Origin of the sequence: Lentilactobacillus diolivorans DSM 14421, from assembly GCF_001434255.1 — a bacterium.
Classification (GTDB): domain Bacteria; phylum Bacillota; class Bacilli; order Lactobacillales; family Lactobacillaceae; genus Lentilactobacillus; species Lentilactobacillus diolivorans.
This window is the reverse complement of sequence record NZ_AZEY01000068.1, coordinates 77,445-93,860: the sequence shown is the minus strand read 5'-3', so window position 1 is coordinate 93,860 and position 16,416 is coordinate 77,445. Positions and strand designations below refer to the sequence as shown.

The 16,416-nt window shown below is 40.7% G+C and carries 19 protein-coding genes and 1 pseudogene; 12 read left to right on the top strand and 8 right to left on the bottom strand.

From position 1 onward, the window contains the following. Positions 1-311 precede the first annotated feature (311 nt). A complete protein-coding gene (locus tag FC85_RS06970) occupies positions 312-1,034 on the bottom strand; it encodes a DUF4811 domain-containing protein (protein WP_057864810.1) in 723 nt (240 codons plus the stop codon). Beyond that, positions 1,034-2,506 carry an MDR family MFS transporter gene (locus FC85_RS06965; protein WP_057864809.1) on the bottom strand — a complete coding sequence of 491 codons (1,473 nt, stop codon included), beginning with the start codon at positions 2,504-2,506 and terminating at the stop codon, positions 1,034-1,036. Before FC85_RS06965 ends, FC85_RS06970 begins: the two co-directional genes overlap by 1 nt. 229 nt (positions 2,507-2,735) lie before the next feature. Between FC85_RS06965 and FC85_RS06960 the strand changes: the two genes are divergently transcribed. The 3 genes from FC85_RS06960 to FC85_RS06950 all read left to right on the top strand — a co-directional run bounded on the left by FC85_RS06960 (position 2,736) and on the right by FC85_RS06950 (position 4,819). Then, the gene (locus tag FC85_RS06960) at positions 2,736-3,194 is read left to right on the top strand and encodes a MerR family transcriptional regulator (RefSeq protein ID WP_057864808.1); all 459 of its coding nucleotides are present in this window, start codon (positions 2,736-2,738) and stop codon (positions 3,192-3,194) included. Positions 3,195-3,225: 31 nt separating this feature from the next. After that, positions 3,226-3,462 carry a cytochrome b5 domain-containing protein gene (locus tag FC85_RS06955; RefSeq protein WP_057864807.1) on the top strand — a complete coding sequence of 79 codons (237 nt, stop codon included), beginning with the start codon at positions 3,226-3,228 and terminating at the stop codon, positions 3,460-3,462. 175 nt (positions 3,463-3,637) lie between these two features. After that, a complete protein-coding gene (locus tag FC85_RS06950) occupies positions 3,638-4,819 on the top strand; it encodes an SAM-dependent methyltransferase (protein ID WP_057864806.1) in 1,182 nt (393 codons plus the stop codon). A gap of 170 nt (positions 4,820-4,989) precedes the next feature. Here FC85_RS06950 and FC85_RS06945 read toward each other — a convergent pair whose 3' ends face one another. Continuing rightward, the gene (locus FC85_RS06945) at positions 4,990-5,262 is read right to left on the bottom strand and encodes a type II toxin-antitoxin system HicB family antitoxin (protein WP_057864805.1); all 273 of its coding nucleotides are present in this window, start codon (positions 5,260-5,262) and stop codon (positions 4,990-4,992) included. A 239-nt stretch (positions 5,263-5,501) separates the two neighbouring features. Between FC85_RS06945 and FC85_RS06940 the strand changes: the two genes are divergently transcribed. Then, complete coding sequence (locus tag FC85_RS06940; RefSeq protein WP_057864804.1) at positions 5,502-6,353, top strand: aldo/keto reductase; 852 nt, start codon at positions 5,502-5,504, stop codon at positions 6,351-6,353. Between the two features lie 70 nt (positions 6,354-6,423). Beyond that, a complete protein-coding gene (locus FC85_RS06935; RefSeq protein ID WP_057864803.1) occupies positions 6,424-6,984 on the top strand; it encodes an NUDIX hydrolase in 561 nt (186 codons plus the stop codon). Positions 6,985-7,164: 180 nt separating this feature from the next. Here the strand turns inward: FC85_RS06935 and FC85_RS06930 are convergent, their stop codons facing one another. Then, positions 7,165-7,758 (bottom strand): TMEM175 family protein, encoded by a 594-nt coding sequence (locus tag FC85_RS06930; protein WP_057864802.1) that lies wholly within the window; start codon positions 7,756-7,758, stop codon positions 7,165-7,167. A gap of 395 nt (positions 7,759-8,153) precedes the next feature. Here FC85_RS06930 and FC85_RS06925 point away from each other — a divergent pair, with 395 nt between their 5' ends. Next, positions 8,154-8,897, top strand: coding sequence for a sulfite exporter TauE/SafE family protein (locus tag FC85_RS06925; protein WP_057864801.1), 744 nt, complete (start codon positions 8,154-8,156; stop codon positions 8,895-8,897). A 131-nt stretch (positions 8,898-9,028) separates the two neighbouring features. After that, positions 9,029-9,238, top strand: a complete 210-nt coding sequence (locus FC85_RS06920; RefSeq protein ID WP_057864800.1) for a hypothetical protein — start codon at positions 9,029-9,031, stop codon at positions 9,236-9,238. A gap of 179 nt (positions 9,239-9,417) precedes the next feature. On the opposite strand, the gene FC85_RS06915 is transcribed toward FC85_RS06920, so the two are convergent. Next, positions 9,418-9,855, bottom strand: coding sequence for a MerR family transcriptional regulator (locus FC85_RS06915; protein WP_057864799.1), 438 nt, complete (start codon positions 9,853-9,855; stop codon positions 9,418-9,420). Between the two features lie 103 nt (positions 9,856-9,958). On the opposite strand from FC85_RS06915, the gene FC85_RS06910 reads away from it, so the two are divergent. From FC85_RS06910 to FC85_RS06900, 3 genes are read left to right on the top strand one after another with little or no spacing between them, the layout of a single operon-like run. After that, complete coding sequence (locus tag FC85_RS06910) at positions 9,959-10,702, top strand: SDR family oxidoreductase (RefSeq protein ID WP_057864798.1); 744 nt, start codon at positions 9,959-9,961, stop codon at positions 10,700-10,702. Positions 10,703-10,724: 22 nt separating this feature from the next. Beyond that, entirely contained in the window at positions 10,725-11,141 is a 417-nt protein-coding gene (locus tag FC85_RS06905) for a cupin domain-containing protein (RefSeq protein ID WP_057864797.1), read from the top strand. A 2-nt stretch (positions 11,142-11,143) separates the two neighbouring features. Beyond that, positions 11,144-11,467 carry a carboxymuconolactone decarboxylase family protein gene (locus tag FC85_RS06900; protein WP_057864796.1) on the top strand — a complete coding sequence of 108 codons (324 nt, stop codon included), beginning with the start codon at positions 11,144-11,146 and terminating at the stop codon, positions 11,465-11,467. A 167-nt stretch (positions 11,468-11,634) separates the two neighbouring features. On the opposite strand, the gene FC85_RS06895 is transcribed toward FC85_RS06900, so the two are convergent. After that, positions 11,635-12,240 carry a C40 family peptidase gene (locus tag FC85_RS06895; RefSeq protein WP_057864795.1) on the bottom strand — a complete coding sequence of 202 codons (606 nt, stop codon included), beginning with the start codon at positions 12,238-12,240 and terminating at the stop codon, positions 11,635-11,637. Between the two features lie 343 nt (positions 12,241-12,583). After that, positions 12,584-14,491, bottom strand: coding sequence for a S53 family peptidase (locus tag FC85_RS06890; protein ID WP_225427556.1), 1,908 nt, complete (start codon positions 14,489-14,491; stop codon positions 12,584-12,586). A gap of 147 nt (positions 14,492-14,638) precedes the next feature. Between FC85_RS06890 and FC85_RS06885 the strand changes: the two genes are divergently transcribed. Beyond that, a complete protein-coding gene (locus FC85_RS06885; RefSeq protein ID WP_057864793.1) occupies positions 14,639-15,088 on the top strand; it encodes a flavodoxin family protein in 450 nt (149 codons plus the stop codon). A gap of 13 nt (positions 15,089-15,101) precedes the next feature. Next, positions 15,102-15,501 (top strand): annotated as a pseudogene (locus tag FC85_RS06880) (MerR family transcriptional regulator). 130 nt (positions 15,502-15,631) lie between these two features. Here FC85_RS06880 and FC85_RS06875 read toward each other — a convergent pair. Further along, positions 15,632-16,369, bottom strand: coding sequence for a sulfite exporter TauE/SafE family protein (locus FC85_RS06875; RefSeq protein ID WP_083485024.1), 738 nt, complete (start codon positions 16,367-16,369; stop codon positions 15,632-15,634). Positions 16,370-16,416 lie beyond the last annotated feature (47 nt).

Genomic DNA, 16,416 nt, shown 5'->3' with positions numbered 1-16,416 from the left:
AGGATTCAGTCAGATCTGATACCGATCCTGACTGAATCCTTAGAGGCTGGGATAATAATCATTTTGCCCAGTCTTTTTTTGTAAACGCGATTTACTACAGAGCGAAGGCAAAAAGCAACTTCCGGTCGTGTAACCGAGTTATTCAATATTAAAGCCCGGGATACCTTGTTGAACTTTTTCTATAGTTGAAACGTGGCCCAGCAAGCAGACTCCGGCCATATAAGTCCCCTAACCTTAATATTCCAAAACCAGGAACATTAAGGTTAGGGGACTTATATTCTGGAGTCTAAACGCTTGCTGGTCCACTCTGTTTATTTTTGAATATCATCAATTACTTTTTTCAAAGCCTGAGCCTGAAATTCAGCTTGAGCTTGTTTAGCAATCTTAGCTTGAGCAGCTTTTGACATGGTTGGGTTTTTCTTCATCGCAGCCATGACTTGTTTAGTGACAAATGCTTTACCTTGAGCCTTTAATTGCGCTTGGTAAGTTTTATTTGCCATCTTCTTTTGCAAAGCCTTGGCTTGAGTAGTTGAAAGGACTAACCAGTTTTTATTAACGTAAAGTGTGTTTTGACGCTTAACTAATTTGTGACCTTCATCAGCGATGCCAAACCATAGCTTAGAGGCATTGTTTTTGTATTGCCAACGGGTCGTTTTCGTGACCATATGGGTCGTTGCATTTGTGCGGATAACTTTGTTATGAGTCGTATCCTTAGCTTGGGTATGCGACTTTTTCTTAGCATTTGCGGACGTTTGATAAATATAAACCTGTTTCTTATTAGCTGTTCCAATTGGTTGATACAATAACATCTGCATTTGCTTTGACTTACCAACTGAATAAAGTTGTTGGCTTGTTGTTGTCGTAGCCTTTTCCATACCGAAGTGATCCCGGTCATTTCTAACGATGAAGAATGTCGAAGCAACGGCACCTAGAATGGCAATGACCGTTAAGATGTTACTCAACGGCTTGTTTTCGATATAGACGAAAAAGATAAACGAGAGGACAACGCTAATTGCTAATGTGAGTAAAATCATTATTTTTCACCATGTCCTTTCGTATAATCTCTTGATTGTGCCCGGTTCTTCAAGAAGAAGGCCGTTACCAATGCAAGTAGACAGAAGATAAATGAAATTAAGAAAGCAGCATGATAACCAGTTAAGGTTGCGTTAATGGCACTTGTCTGATATCCCAAAGGATTTGACTTCAATAGATGCTTACCCGGCATATTGTTATTCGTGACATTTGTTAAAATACTGATTAAGATGGCCGTTCCAACTGAACTGGCAATCTGTCGTTGGGTGTTGTTGACGGCAGTTCCGTGGCTTAGTAAGTTAACTGGTAGCGAGTTCATTCCCACTGTCGTTGCTGGCATCATAGCCATTGAAATTCCGAACATCCGTACCGCATAGAAGAAGACAATATAGATGGTTGAAGTATCTTTAGTAATAAAGATAAATGGAATGGAGCCAAGAGTAAGCAGGAACATTCCGATAATCGAAAGTCGTTTAGCACCATACTGATCCACGGCTCGTCCGGTAATTGGACTCATAATTCCCATCATCACAGCTCCGGCCAATAATGTTAATCCGGATTCAAAGGCTGACATTCCTTTAACAATCTGGAGATACAATGGAATAACCATTTCAACTCCAACCATAGCCATCATCGTAACGGAACTCAAAATAGCTGAGATAGTAAAAGGTGTTGAACGGTAAACTCGGAATTCCAAGAAAGGTTCTTTCATTGTTAATTGACGCCAGATGAATAAGGCAATGAAGACTGCCCCAATAATTAAGGTTGAAATCACTGTGGCACTGCCCCAACCGTCATCACCTACTGATGAGAACCCATAAAGGGCACTTCCAAATCCAACGGTTGAGAGAACAACTGATAAGACATCAATTGCTTCCTTCTTGGTTGGCAGGACGGGTTTAACGAACCAGAAGCTGGCCGCAATGACTAGGATCATCAAAGGAACGATCATCCCAAATAAGTCACGCCAAGTCCAGTTATCAATGACCCATCCGGATAAGGTAGGACCAATGGCAGGTGCCAGACCAATCACGATTCCGGCAAGTCCCATTGCAGTACCACGTTTAGCGGGTGGAAAGATTGATAACATAATTGTTTGAAGTAACGGCATTGTCACTCCAACACCAACAGCCTGAATTAAACGGCCAGCTAGTAAAACGCCGAATGTGGGGGCAATGTAGCTGACAACTGTTCCGGCTAGGAAAATCGACATTGCACTGATGTACAACATTTTTGTGTTGAAACGGGTACTTAACCATGCACTAATCGGAATCATAATTCCGTTTACCATCATGAATCCGGTTGTGAGCCATTGGACCGTTGATGTTGAAACATCAAATGCCTTCATAATAGTTGGAAATGCAGTTGATAGGATGGTCTGATTTAAAACCGTACAAAATGTTCCAATCAGAAGAATGACAATCATCATCCCACGGTTATAAGCTTTCCCGTTAATATCTTGCGCTTTAGCCACGATTTACTACCTTCTTTTTCTCTAAATAATTTCGTCTTTCAAAAACGATTCTTGACTAATATAAACTCATTTGTGATTATTGTCAATTATCTTGACAACTGTATTTAAAAATATATACTAAATGTTAAGAAATGCGCTTCGCATATCAGACAATTTAATAATTGAAACGTGATTGCATCGGCAATGGAAACTGTTACAAAATTCAAGAAATGAGAAACGAGGCCTCAGTGTGGACAAGGAATTTCAACAAAAGCTTGCCAAAATCCTCCAAAAAAATGACTGGCATCTTGGCATCGGCGATGTCGAAAACGCGACCGGTGTTTCCCAAACAAAGTTAAGGTATTGGGAACGCAAGGGCTATATTACGAGTGACCAAGGCAAGGGCCAAAATCGAAAGTTTAAATATAGTACATTGATGAAAGTTTATCAAATGAAGATGTTGTTGGATCAGGGTTATACATTGGCGGTTGCCGCTCAAAAAGCTGAGGAGAAAGGGGAAATTGCCCATTTAGTCCAACAATTTATTTTTGATCGCTTTGAAGGAGTGGAAACGATTGATGGTTATCCCGCAATTAATTTAGGTTATTTTGATGATCAGAATGATCAAATTCTCTACGCAGTTGTTAAGGATAAGAAAACTGATTTTAAATTGGTTGCAGCGGGTAATCCGAACAACCAAGAAGGATAATATTGATTAAATAAATGAGGAGAGATTAATAATGGCAGAAATTCATTTTACCAAAGCACAGTTAGCAAAGTTTGATGGTCAAGACGGTCGCAAAGCGTTTGTCGCCGTCGACGGAATTGTTTATGACGTGACTAACGTCGATGCATGGATTAATGGCAAGCATCATGGCCATGTAGCGGGCAAGGATTTGAGTGATGCAATTACCAAGGCACCGCATAAGAAGTCGGTGTTGGCCAAGTTACCCAAGGTTGGCACCTATACCAACTAATCTTTTAACAATGATCGAGAGATTGGCTATGAGACTGTAGTGGGTCTCTTTTTGTTTTGATTGATCCAGCACCTTAATCAATTACTTTTCATTTTTTTGAAATTAAGGCTTGCATTTTAATGGGTAAAAAGAGTTAAACTGTTACTATTACCAATTTATTGATGGAGGTTTTGAAATGTTAGAGAAAACGGTTTATCGTGAACTATTGAGTCGCGCGTTTGATATTCCAGTACAGGTGACATATTGGAATGGCAAGACTGAAACATACGGTGACGGAGAGCCACAAGTAAAAATTGAAATCAGAAAAGAAATTCCGTTGAAAGAGATGACTTCCAAACCAACGCTTGTTTTGGGGGAAGCATACATGAACGGTGATATCGAAATTACTGGTAGTATCCAAGAATTGGTGGCATCAGCTTACCGTCAAGCCGGGAGTTTTTTGACCAACAATCCTTTCCTAAAACATTTACCAAAGATTTCTCATTCTGAAAAAGAGAGTGAGAAGGATGTTCAAAGTCACTATGATATTGGTAATGATTTTTACCAATTATGGCTGGATAAATCAATGACTTATTCGTGCGCTTATTTTGAGCATGATACTGACACTTTGGAGCAGGCCCAGATTAATAAGGATCGTCATATTTTGCATAAATTGAAGCCGGTGGCCGGCAAACGACTTCTTGATGTCGGCAGTGGCTGGGGAACCTTAATTATTATGGCTGCTGAAGAGTTCGGCCTGCACGCCACCGGAATTACCCTCAGTGAGGAACAATATAAATACACTAAGCAGCAAATCAAGGACCGTCACTTGGAAGATAAAGTGGACGTCTTATTGACTGATTATCGTGAAGTCAATGACCAATTTGACTATGTGACTTCGGTGGGGATGTTTGAACACGTTGGTAAAGAGAATTTGGGCCTCTACTTTAAAGAAATCAAGAAGTTCCTGGCCCCTGATGGCCGCGCTTTGATTCATGGGATTACCGGCCAACACGAAGGTGCTGGGGTTGATCCATTCTTGAATAAGTACATTTTCCCGGGTGGTTATATTCCCAATGTGGCTGAAAACCTGACTCATATTATGGACGCTGGTTTGCAGCTTACCGATTTGGAACCATTGCGTCGTCATTACAAAAAAACTTTGGAAATCTGGTACGCCAACTATGTTAAGGTTATCGATCAGGTTAAAGAAAAGTATGGTGAGCCATTCTCAAGAATGTGGTCATTGTATCTCCAAGGCGCCGCAGCTTCGTTTGAGGCTGGCAACATTGATGTCATGCAGTTCTTACTGACAAATGCACCGAGTGGTACTGATCTACCAATGACCAGACAGTATGTTTATAAAGAAGAGGACTAATTTGGACTTATTTTAAAAGGCATGTTTTCAAATGTTGAGATCGTTTTTTCGAACGGCCGCTAACCGATAATGTAAGTCAAAGTAAAAGCACAGCTAGCAAAACAAGTAAATCTTGTTTTGCTAGCTGTGCTTTTTGTGTGCTCAAATTTAATATTGCTTTTGGCTTGATATTAATGTCGATCCAGCATGACTGACACGAGCTTGGGAATGTCACCAGCGGCTGGTGAAAACTTAAGTTGTTCGAGTGGGGTGGGGGATGGATACTGCAATTCGCCGGTTAACATTGTGATAATCAAGTCCCTGGCCATCGCTAATGCTTCTGCTTTTATATCGCCCTGGGTCCATGTACCGCAATTAATGTCAGGAATCTCGACACTGTATCCAATTCTTTCGGGATGTAAAATAATCGGATAGCTGACCTGACTGGTTTGATCGTTTGACATTCTATCACCCAGCTTTCTGTGCTTTTGTTAGTTCCGATTGAAATATTAGTTAGCGATATTTTTATCTTTATTTTAAGCCATTATCAATATTATGAGTAGGCTTGAGCGCTGTTAAACCAACTTGATTGAGGCTGTTGTTAAAATTTTTGAGAATAATCCTTGCTTTAAGTGCACTTCAAGGTTGTAGAGTAGAGGTGGATTAAGAAATAACGTGGATGAGGAAAAATGGAGGAAAAAATATGGATACAGTCACATTAAATAATGGCGTTAAAATGCCACAATTAGGCTTGGGCGTTTTTCAAATTTCGGATTACGATGTTGCTAAGCAATCGGTTTTAGACGGGATTAAGAATGGTTATCGACTAATTGATACCGCCGCAGCTTATCGAAATGAATCGGCCGTTGGTGCCGTAATTCAAGAAAGTGGTATTGACCGCAAGAAGTTATTTGTGACCTCCAAGCTTTGGGTTCAAGATATGAGCTATGAAGGTGCCAAGCAGGGGTTTCAGACGTCCTTAGATAACTTGGGTTTGGATTATATTGATTTGTATTTGCTCCATCAACCGGTTGGCGATACGTTTGGTGCTTGGCGGGCATTGGAAGAACTTTATCAAGCCGGTAAGATTCGGGCAATTGGGGTATCAAACTTCGATTCAGCGCAACTGGCAAACTTGATTGCATTTAACGAGGTGGCCCCAGCCGTTAATCAAGTTGAGCTTCACGTTTTCAACCAAAAGCCTGAGGCAATTGACTATATGCGAAACAAGGGTGTTCAACCAGAAGCCTGGGCGCCTTTTGCGGAAGGCAAACATCATATTTTTACTCAGCCACTATTGAAGAACATTGGCGATAAATACGGTAAGACGCCTTCCCAAGTGGCACTGAGATGGTTATTACAGCGGCATGTGGTTGCGATTCCCAAGTCTACTCATGAAAATCGGTTGATTCAAAACCTGGATGTCTTTGATTTTCAATTGTCGGCTGATGATATGAAAGAAATTGCCACTTTGGATATTGGCCATAGTGAAATTGTGAATCATCAAGATCCTAAGTTTATCGAAATGCTGGCAGGGATGAAGATTCATGATTAATTTTAACCGTTTTCTGGCATGGTAAATATGCTATCATCGACTTAAACGAATGGATGAAGGGGATATTGACATGTTTAAAACGTGGCGTCGGCCAGGTAAAATTATTGAACAAAAAAATGTTTATTCAGGCAGAGTGTATGATGTTGATCAGTTACACGTGCAAACACCGGATGGCTTGAAAGTTGAACGGGATTTAATTCGAACGGATCCAACGGTTACCATTTTGGCAATGACGGCTGATGACCAGGTTGTCATGACCAATGAATATCGGGTGGGGGTCAATCGTGATTCGGTTTCACTACCTGCCGGAATTGTGAATCCTGGTGAAACCAGCGAACAGGCGGCTGCTCGGGAACTCAAAGAGGAAACAGGTTATATTGCCAAATCGGTCCAAAAGATGACTCGGATTACGTCATCAGAAGGTTTTATGGATCAATTTGCTGATTTGATGTTAATTAGATTTGACCCGGTTGACCGCGTCCGCCAACATTTCGATAAGGATGAATTTGTCTCAAGTGCCTTGGTGCCAATTGATCAGGTAGTTGATTGGATTAAGACAGGTAAGGTCAATACGGCACAATCGGTTTCTTCAGTGGGGTATTATCTGTTGTTTTTGAAGGGGAAGGAATAAGGATTGCCACTAACTTCTCACATTGGATAAATAATTGAATGATTTGAGAATATTAAGACCTTATAGAGCCATGTTCTTGGCACTGTGAGGTCTTTTCTTGGTACTTCATTGTGAATGATTGGTAGAACCATCTTCCAACAGTTCTTTTGTATTTGGATATACACGATAAATGTGTGTGTTCTATTTGTTTAATTTGTCACTATCCGGAGGCGTTAAGAAGCTTAGAATTATCAACCCGACAAAAGTTATTGTAATGCCAAGTATCGGATAAAAATAGATTCCAAAGGCAGTGGCGCCAACCGACAATGGGAAAAAGATTGATGCTAAGAATCTAAAAGGAAACATTCTGCCAATCTTTTTACTAACGGAAGTATTAATATGTTCCGGCATTTTTCTAATTGAACTTGAAAGCCACAGATAAGATAAACTCCAAAAAACAAATACAAATAAATATAGATATTCCGGCCCGGAGTATTGTGAAAATTTTCCGACCCAACCAGTTGCAACCGGTAATAAAGACATGCTAAAAAGCCACAGATTATTCACCCAGTATACTTTTTTAGAGATTCTAATGGCTAATGCAAACATGTAGTGATGATTGTACCAAGCCACGCCAACAAAAAGAAAGCTAACAACATAAGCAAAAAAGTAAGGTAATTGGGTGATGATTCCCTCCCATTTCGCGGTTTCCGGTGTTTTAAATTCCAGAATCATAATGGTGAGGATAATTGCGACTACTCCGTCTGTGAATGCTTCAACGCGTCCTTTATTCATATTCTCCCTCTTTATAATGAACTATCTGCTTCAATCAAAACTGTAATTCGATTTCCTTTGGATCTTAGAAGTGATTTTATACGCTCTTAAAAGCTGCCTCAAATTTTTTAGTAACTCCGGTAAATTGAATATGGAAAAAATCAATTCAATAATTACCCGGATAAGTCGACAATTGATTGCATTTTCTTCCCCAAATCATTGTACCTCATTGGTTTATTTTAGACTGAAGAAAGACTCGCTACGAAACATAAATTTGCGTAAGCGACTTATGATTAGTCAAGATATGATTATCAAACGATGAAAATCACCGTTTTTCTACCATGCTATAATATGATCGATGATTGTTAATTGCAGGTGTAGTCCAATGGTGCCATTGATGTGAAAGGATAGTAACGATGTTATCAATGATTTACTTGATCCTAATGAGTTTATTTGCTGGCATCCTTACGGGGATTGTCGGAATGGCTTCACTGACATTGTACCCGGTGTTACTTTCGATTGGCATACCGCCCATTACGGCAAATGCCACCATTACAGTTGCTCAAGTTGGCGCTGGCCTCAGCACTGTTTTGTCGTCTTTAAGAGAACTCCATCATCATTGGAAGCAGGCGCTGCAGATCGCAGCATTAAGTACGACTGGTAGTATCTTCGGGGCAGTCATTCTGATTCATAGTTCCAATGCTGGATTCAAGAAGGTTGTGCCAATTTTTATTTTTCTTGCCGGTGTGATGATTTTAACGCCAAAAAGAAAAAATAACCCGGCCAGAACCTATCAGTGGGGAACGTATCTTAGCTGGGGTGGCGTCTTGCTGGTTGGTATTTATAACGGCTATTTTGGTGCCGCATCGGGCCTGTTAATGGTCGCGGTTCTTTCCAAAATTGTCCATGAAGATTATGCGACCTATAATGCCATGCGTAACTTTTCTTCATTTATTAATAATATTTGTGCGGCATTGATGTTCATTTTTATGCTATCAATTGAATGGGCAGCGATCATTCCTTTATTGTTGGGACTCACGATTGGCGGCTACATTGGGCCGATTATTGTTCGTTATATTCCTTCAAAAATAATTGAAGGTGCGGTGGGAATTTTCGCAATTATCTTGGGAATTGGACTGGGGTATCAGGCTTATCTCTAAGCTTGTTTGGCTGGCTTTATTTTCGATAACCTAGTCTGAAAAGGCGAGCTTATGATGCCCCATTCGCTAGTCCTCAAGGTATAATTAAACTGTAAGATGATTGTCTACTGGAATTTCAAGAGGGTGATGGCATGACATTTAATAAAAATTTCTATAAGTCCTATGGGTTCTGGTTGGTAGTTGTAATTCTGATGGTAAATTTAGCAGCTGCTTTTATCGTAACGCCACCAATGTATAGTATTGGCTGGTGGTTGGTTATCGTTATTGGGGTTGCTGCTGTGATCGCGATCGTCTATTTAGGGATGCGAGCTGTCGATGAAGCAAACCATAAAAAGATGTAGTCAAAAAAAGACAGAGTGAAGCAATCCTTGTGATGATACAAAAGTTGGTTTGGCAAAATGATTAGTGATCCACTTTCAATAAGCGCGGCGGTTCTTTCCATTGGGAAAAACCGCCGCGCTTATTTTGACTTAACCAGTGGTTGCCAAGCATAAAAATTTAGCTCATTTATTGCAACGACCTATTCCGTGTGTCCCAATCGTTTTAAATAATCGGCAAAGGCCTCGCTATCCTGATTATTACCCGTTTCTTTTGCTTCATACCAATTAATTTTATCATTCAAAATTTGTAAGTGATGTTGGACCTCGCGATACTGATTCATAAAATCTGTCTTGGTATTTTTGAGCAATGCCAGTCGGTTAGGGATAGTTTCGTCGCCCATTGCCCGCCAAGTCACGTACTGTTTAAGATCGTTAATGCTCATTCCAGTTCCTTTTAAATGTAGTAGGAATTTTACCCATTTAATATCAACATCAGTAAAAACTCGGCGCTCACTGGAATCCCGGTGGGCTTTTAAAAGGCCCTCGCGTTCGTAATATCTGATGGTTGGGGCGCTTAATCCGACTAAAGACGCGAATTCACCGATTGAATAAGTCGTTCTTTTCTTTAAGGTTTGCATTTTTTCTCCATTTCTTTGAATTTATCATTGACTTAAAGTCCACTTTAAGATGTACAGTGATTTTTGTAAAGATATTTATAGCGTTAAAGAAAGGAAAAATCTGATGACAGTTAAAAATAAAGTTGTTGTGATTACTGGTGCTTCGTCAGGAATTGGGGAAGCCAGTGCAAAATTGTTAGCTCAAAATGGCGCCAAAGTTGTTTTAGGTGCCCGACGTGACTCACGATTAAAAGAAATTGTGTCGCAAATAAAAGCCAACGGTGGTCAAGCAGCCTATCAGACAACTGATGTTACCAACCCTGCTGAGGTTAAGGCATTGGTTCAGTTAGCTAAAAGTGAATTTGGCGGCATTGACGTCATTTTCAATAACGCTGGTATTATGCCAAGTTCCCCAGTCAGTGCACTTCACATTGATGAGTGGAATGCGATGATTGATATTAATTTAAAAGGTGTTTTGAACGGGATTGCGGCCGTAATGCCTGATTTTACCAGTCAGAAGCACGGTCAGATTATTACGACATCGTCGGTTGCCGGCTTAAAATCATTTCCTGGTGCCGGTGTTTATGGGGCGACCAAGTTTGCCGTCCGTAACTTGATGGAAGTCATTCGGATGGAGAGTGCTCAGGAAAAGACCAACATTCGGACAGTCACGCTTTATCCTGGCGCAATTAACACAGAATTATTAAAGACAATTAGTGATCAACAAACGCGTTCTGGAATGGATCAGTTATATCAATCCGTTGGTGTTGGGCCGGATGCCGTGGCTCGGGTCGTTAATTTTGCCGTCGACCAGCCGGAAGATGTTGATGTCAGTGAATTTACCGTGTATCCAACAAAGCAAGGATAACGAAAAACGAGGAGAAATAATAATGGTAAAAAATGAATCAGTAAAAAACGGGGTTATTTTCCCGGCAGGACCTAAGAATGACGCATTTGCGAAATATTTTGTTGGCCAAAGTTATTTACAAGGACTGGTTAATGATCCTAACGTTAATGTCAATGTTGGTAACGTGACCTTTGAACCCGGCTGCCGAAACAATTGGCATATTCATCATAATGGTTACCAAATCTTGCTGGTAACTGGTGGTGAAGGCTGGTACCAAGAAGCTGGTAAGCCCGCGCAACACTTAGTACCCGGTGATGTTGTTGTCACTCACGATGGGGTTAAAAACTGGCATGGTGCCACTAAAGATAGTTGGTTTGAACACATTGCCATTACGGCTGGGACGCCTGAATGGTTGGAACCGGTATCTGACGATGACTATAATCAATTGGAGGTAAAGTAATTATGGCAAAAAAACAAACTGCTGGTCGCAATAATTTGGGTGATTTTGCACCCAAATTTGCGGAATTAAATGATGATGTTTTATTTGGTGAAGTTTGGTCACGTGAGAAGGAATTATCAGCTCGGGATCGAAGCATGATTACTTGTGCAAGCTTGATGTCGCAAGGGCTGTTTCCACAGTTGGAAGCTCATATGAAGATGGCGAAACAAAACGGGATTTCCAAGGATGAAATGGTTGAGTTGATTACTCATCTTGCATTTTATGCTGGGTGGCCAAAAGCATGGTCTGCGTTTGGGCTTGCTAAAAAAATTTACGCTGATAAATGAATTGATTAAAAAAGGGAATCCATTACCTCACGACTTAATGTGCGGTGGATTCCCTTTTGGGTTGAATTGTTGATAATTGATTTGGTTTAGCTAGTTACTCAGGAAACATTGTTTGAGAGCAACTTGGGAGAAAAGTGCTTGGAAACGTCAATTGGAAAAACGTTATTTTAGCCGTTAACATGACCGGCGAAGCTTGGCATAAATGCGCTATTGATGGTTTGGATTTCGACGTTTTGACCAGGTTGTGGTGCAGCAACGTATTGGTTATTTCCAATATAAATAGCAACGTGATAACTAGCACCTTGATTACCCCAGAAAAGTAAATCACCAGGTTGGGCATTCGAAACAGTTTCCTTAGTGACATGGCTTTCCTGGGTAACCGTGTAGTGTCCCAAACTAATACCAGCGGCTTGTTGGTAAACATAGTCGGTTAAGCCGGAGCAATCCATTCCTTTAAGGGATTCGCCACCCCACACATAAGGGATGTTTTGCCCAGCTAACTGTTTAGCTAAATTGATGACTGCGGTTGCCTTTGATGATGTTGCGTCGGCTTGAGCAGCAGTAGTGTTGGCGCTATTAGCTGCATAGTTAGTGTTTGTTTGGTTGGAATTTGTTTTCTGACTATAATTAGTCTGGTTAGTTTTTGGTGTTTGGTAATTTGCTGAATAAGCGGAGTTATGACTGGTATAGGTATCGGCGTTGGTACTCGTTGTTGAAATGCCAAAAATGGTACCAGCAAATGCTAAAGCTAAAAGTGATTTGCTAAATTTCAAAAGAACACCTCATTAATTTTTATTTGATTCAAGGCCATGATACCCGATCATTTTTTCAATGAGGTTACAGAAAATTTGTGATCTGTTGACGGAAGATGTCAGTCTGAAATAGTGTTAAAGCTTTGTTTATAAGGATAAAAAATTGTTTAAGGTGCTTGCAGGATTGATAAAAATATGATTTCTGATACGAGGCCGCCTAAAACAAGTTTTAATCAGTCGGTTAAACCTAGTCCTGATTTTTTCGTCAAAAGCGGCTGAAAAAAGCAGCTTTAGCCAATATTCCCAAGTTCAGGAATGTGGCTAAAACCGCTTATATTCTGGAAGCTAATCGTTTTTTTATCGATTATTCGTTATTAAACTTAGTATATAATTTATCGAAATTAATTGTGCCTAATCCGGTTGCTTGATTATAAAGCTTGCCAGGTTGGCCGGTGTAGTATAAGTTGTTGTTATTATCAGCATCATCGAGGACGTTAAATGGGGTATTCGGTTGAGCAGCAAATTTATAAATCTGCGGATTCCAGAACCCAATTCGAGTTTGCCGACCGCTATTCATGACTGCATTTGCCGCTGCCATTTGTGGCGAAGTATAACTTGTGCCGCCGCCAATCATCCAAATTTTAGAAGGGATTCGGGTGATCTTTTTCTTCTTCATATTGATCGCGATTCGATTACCTGAAAAATAAGTGGCATAGCCGGTTCGAATATCGGCATTTCCGGAGATGTCTGGTAGATTTCTGGAATTCCCAGTGCCAAAAATAATTCGGGGATGTTTGTTAATCACCATCTTACCCTTTGCGTATTTCAGAACGTCAACTGCTCTAAACGTGTTGACACCGGAGAAACCTTGTTGATAGCGAGGTGTGGGGTTAAGAGCGGAAAAACCACCGCCACTTCCTGGAAAGACACCCTGTTTGATTTCGGCAGCAGAAGCCGTGTAGGTGTCGCCCCAGGCCCGTTCTTTGTTTACCGTGACAAGTTTATTGTTAATGATTTTTTGATAAGGAAGGGTGGTACCGCCAACAATGACTTGATATGGCGAAGAGGTTACGGAATGGTTTTCCCGTTTTTGAGGGGTATCACGCGGCCCGTAATCACCACTGGCTTTGAAGACGGTAATCCCTTGAGTGGCCGCTTGTTGGAGAAGCAGGTTAAAGGCATGGTTATATTGTTTGAGTGATGAACTATGATCGGACCATTGACGAGTTAATTCAACGGTGGGGGCAAAACTGGTTGAAATTTGCGAATCCAGATTATCAGAAATTGCTTTGGCAAAGGTTGAAAAGTAAATAGCTGGCGATGTCGTCGCGTTGTTTGCGGAATTGCCGATGTAGAAATCAATATTGGCATTTGGAGCCACCGCACTTGCGGATTGAATATCCAGTGAAGCCTCCATTTGGTATTCGGTTAGCATTTTATTCATATTGTTCGTTGATGTCTTTGCATTGTCGACGGTATAAATCTTATGGATTCGGTCTAAAGAGTCGTTAACCCCGGCTTGTTGCCAATATTTTTGCAGATCCCCAGTTTTAAAGTCACCGTAAGAAACAATACCGATTCGTTGACCTTGACCAGTTAATCCTTTATTGTAAAGGCGATTCAATTGGTACTGTTTGGCAAACTTACCGGCACCATATTTGTTGGAAAATTGATTATCAGACAAAGCAGTATCAGGCTTTTCACCGCTGGTTGGCAGGTCGGCGCTGGCCACTAGGTGTTTCTTAGTAGTTGATTTTTTTACTACCTTTTTCTTGCCAGTTACCTTTTTAGTTGTCGGCTTTTCAGCGTAAACACCGATTACCGCAACGACTTGATCGGATAGCTTACCGGGTAACTGATATTGTGTTCGGGATTCTTTACCCTTTTCTTTAATATATTTGGCTTTAAACGCTTTGTTCATATTGACGCGGTGGCCTTTAACTTGAATAGCCAAATTGCCAGAAAATGTGGTTGTCTTAAGATGATATTTTGATAGATATTGTTTAAACGAATTGATGTAACCGTCAGACTGACCAAATTTTGATGCAAATTCGTTCGGCGTTAGGTATTTATGATAATCTGCGGCCGATGGATTAACGGTATCATAAACATAGTTTGTGAGATCCGTTTCATTAGTTGGCTTAAAAACAACATTGGCAATAGTTGTTCGGTTATCAGGCTTTTTTACCTTTGACTTGGCGTTAACGGTACTGCCGGCGCCGATAACTAGTAGTCCGCTTAACGCGGCAATGATGACTTGTTTTCCCCGCATATTAATCCCCATCCCTCTTGAAAAATTGAAAATTGATTATGTTAATTATAACAGTTTGGTCGAAGAAACTATTATTTCGGTACTTATTAGTTTTGCTTGCGTTGAAGTGCACTTCAATGTTTATAGTAGACATCAGAGGTGAGACAAATGAAGCGATTATTCATTAATGCCAGCAGTGAACCGGATGGACAAACGGCAAGGCTGGCAGCTGAATTGTTTGGTGATCAAGACTACCAAACGTTAAACTTAGTTAATTATCATATTGCGCAAATTGGCCAGGAAACTGATGGCCAAGACGATTTCAAACGGGTTTGTGATCGGATTGCGGATGCTGACATGTTAGTCATGGGGACACCGATTTATTGGTCGGATATGACGGGTTACATGAAAGCATTTATTGATCGAATGACCGATGTTAGGTTAACTATTAATCCGTTTAATGGGAAAAAATTATATTTAATCATCACGGGAACGGCTCCTCAAGATGCTATTCCAAGCGTGACGCATGTTTGGGAACACGTTTCTCAAAGGTATGGCATGGTCTTTAGCGGGGCTGTTACTGATTCCAAACAGGCAAAATCAATTCAAATCGATTAGCGAGGTAAAATAAATGAACATTAATAAAGTAAGTGAAGAAATGGCTGTTTCCAAGGATACATTGCGGTATTGGGAAAGGATCGGGCTACTTCCCCGAAGTTCAACGTAATGACAGCGGTTATCGTGATTATTCAGAGAGTGATATGAACTGGGTGTTGTACATTAAAGCATTGCGAAGGGCTGGGATGTCAATTGAGTCATTAATTGATTTTGTTAAACTGTATCGTGAGCCCGAGAACACTAAAGCTGCCAGAAAATCATTACTGATGGAACAAAAGAAACGGCTTGAAGCACAGCAACAGGAAATTCAAAAGTCACTGAATTATTTAAACTTTAAAATTGAACATTTTGATGATCACATGCTGACATTTGAGAATGAAAAGCTGAGTTACCGAGCAACAGTTACGAAATAGGTGAGAACAGCCAAAGATAACTAACGTTGCAGTGGTCGATCCCGGATAGCATGCAATCATTCTAAAAAAAGCGTTATCGATGACTCGAATGGGTTAGAGTCGTTGATAACGCTTTTTAGAATGATTACTTTTAAATGACGAATTGAATTGCCATGATGACCATGATAATTCCCATAATTGGGCGGAGAATTGCAGTTACTTTGCGCGGATCAAAGTGGGCCAGAATCCGTGGCATAATTGCGGCACCAACTAGTGATCCAGCCATTACAAGGAGACCAACCTGCCAATCAATATTTCCCTGAGTGGAGTGGAAAAACAGGCCGATGATTGATAGCGCAATTAGCACGTATGAGGAAGTGGCTGCAGATTGGGGCATGTTTAATCCCAGTAACAATAACCCTGCCATAACTGGGCCGCCGCCACTCATCCCGGCGATCCCGACCATTAAGCCGCTCAGCGCGCCAAACAAATAGACAGTCCAAGGCTTCAAACGGCTCTTTTTAGAACCTTTCAAAAATGATTGACGAATCGTCTGGATTCCTAAAATAAATAAAATAATAGCGATTGCCCATGTATAAATGATGACTGGAATATATTGAGATGACAGACTCCCAATAATCGTTGCTGGTAACGCCGTGATTAATAATTTGTTGCCGTAACTGAATCTCATATTGCCAGTTCGATAATGACTATATGTACCGACGATTAGGGCAGGCAGTGCGGTAAAAAGGGATGTTGCCGCAGCGCTTGAAGGTGACAGATGCGCAATGCTGACCAAAATACCAAGGTAAAAGGCACCGCCACCACCGCCCATACTAATGATGAACGCCCCAACTAAAAAGCCTAAGAATATTAATAATGCTGCCAACTAAAAGCCCCCTTAAAATATGTCATAAAGTTATTATACACGTCTGC

What these genes read in the sequence shown, in the direction of transcription:
- FC85_RS06945 (WP_057864805.1), bottom strand. Translation starts at nt 5,262, where the DNA reads ATGTCAAACGATCAAACCAGTCAGGTCAGCTATCCGATTATTTTACAT.
- FC85_RS06915 (WP_057864799.1), bottom strand. Translation starts at nt 9,855, where the DNA reads ATGCAAACCTTAAAGAAAAGAACGACTTATTCAATCGGTGAATTCGCG.
- FC85_RS06910 (WP_057864798.1), top strand. Translation starts at nt 9,959, where the DNA reads ATGACAGTTAAAAATAAAGTTGTTGTGATTACTGGTGCTTCGTCAGGA.
- FC85_RS06920 (WP_057864800.1), top strand. Translation starts at nt 9,029, where the DNA reads ATGACATTTAATAAAAATTTCTATAAGTCCTATGGGTTCTGGTTGGTA.
- FC85_RS06890 (WP_225427556.1), bottom strand. Translation starts at nt 14,491, where the DNA reads ATGCGGGGAAAACAAGTCATCATTGCCGCGTTAAGCGGACTACTAGTT.
- FC85_RS06955 (WP_057864807.1), top strand. Translation starts at nt 3,226, where the DNA reads ATGGCAGAAATTCATTTTACCAAAGCACAGTTAGCAAAGTTTGATGGT.
- FC85_RS06950 (WP_057864806.1), top strand. Translation starts at nt 3,638, where the DNA reads ATGTTAGAGAAAACGGTTTATCGTGAACTATTGAGTCGCGCGTTTGAT.
- FC85_RS06885 (WP_057864793.1), top strand. Translation starts at nt 14,639, where the DNA reads ATGAAGCGATTATTCATTAATGCCAGCAGTGAACCGGATGGACAAACG.
- FC85_RS06925 (WP_057864801.1), top strand. Translation starts at nt 8,154, where the DNA reads ATGTTATCAATGATTTACTTGATCCTAATGAGTTTATTTGCTGGCATC.
- FC85_RS06940 (WP_057864804.1), top strand. Translation starts at nt 5,502, where the DNA reads ATGGATACAGTCACATTAAATAATGGCGTTAAAATGCCACAATTAGGC.
- FC85_RS06970 (WP_057864810.1), bottom strand. Translation starts at nt 1,034, where the DNA reads ATGATTTTACTCACATTAGCAATTAGCGTTGTCCTCTCGTTTATCTTT.
- FC85_RS06935 (WP_057864803.1), top strand. Translation starts at nt 6,424, where the DNA reads ATGTTTAAAACGTGGCGTCGGCCAGGTAAAATTATTGAACAAAAAAAT.
- FC85_RS06900 (WP_057864796.1), top strand. Translation starts at nt 11,144, where the DNA reads ATGGCAAAAAAACAAACTGCTGGTCGCAATAATTTGGGTGATTTTGCA.
- FC85_RS06905 (WP_057864797.1), top strand. Translation starts at nt 10,725, where the DNA reads ATGGTAAAAAATGAATCAGTAAAAAACGGGGTTATTTTCCCGGCAGGA.
- FC85_RS06930 (WP_057864802.1), bottom strand. Translation starts at nt 7,758, where the DNA reads ATGAATAAAGGACGCGTTGAAGCATTCACAGACGGAGTAGTCGCAATT.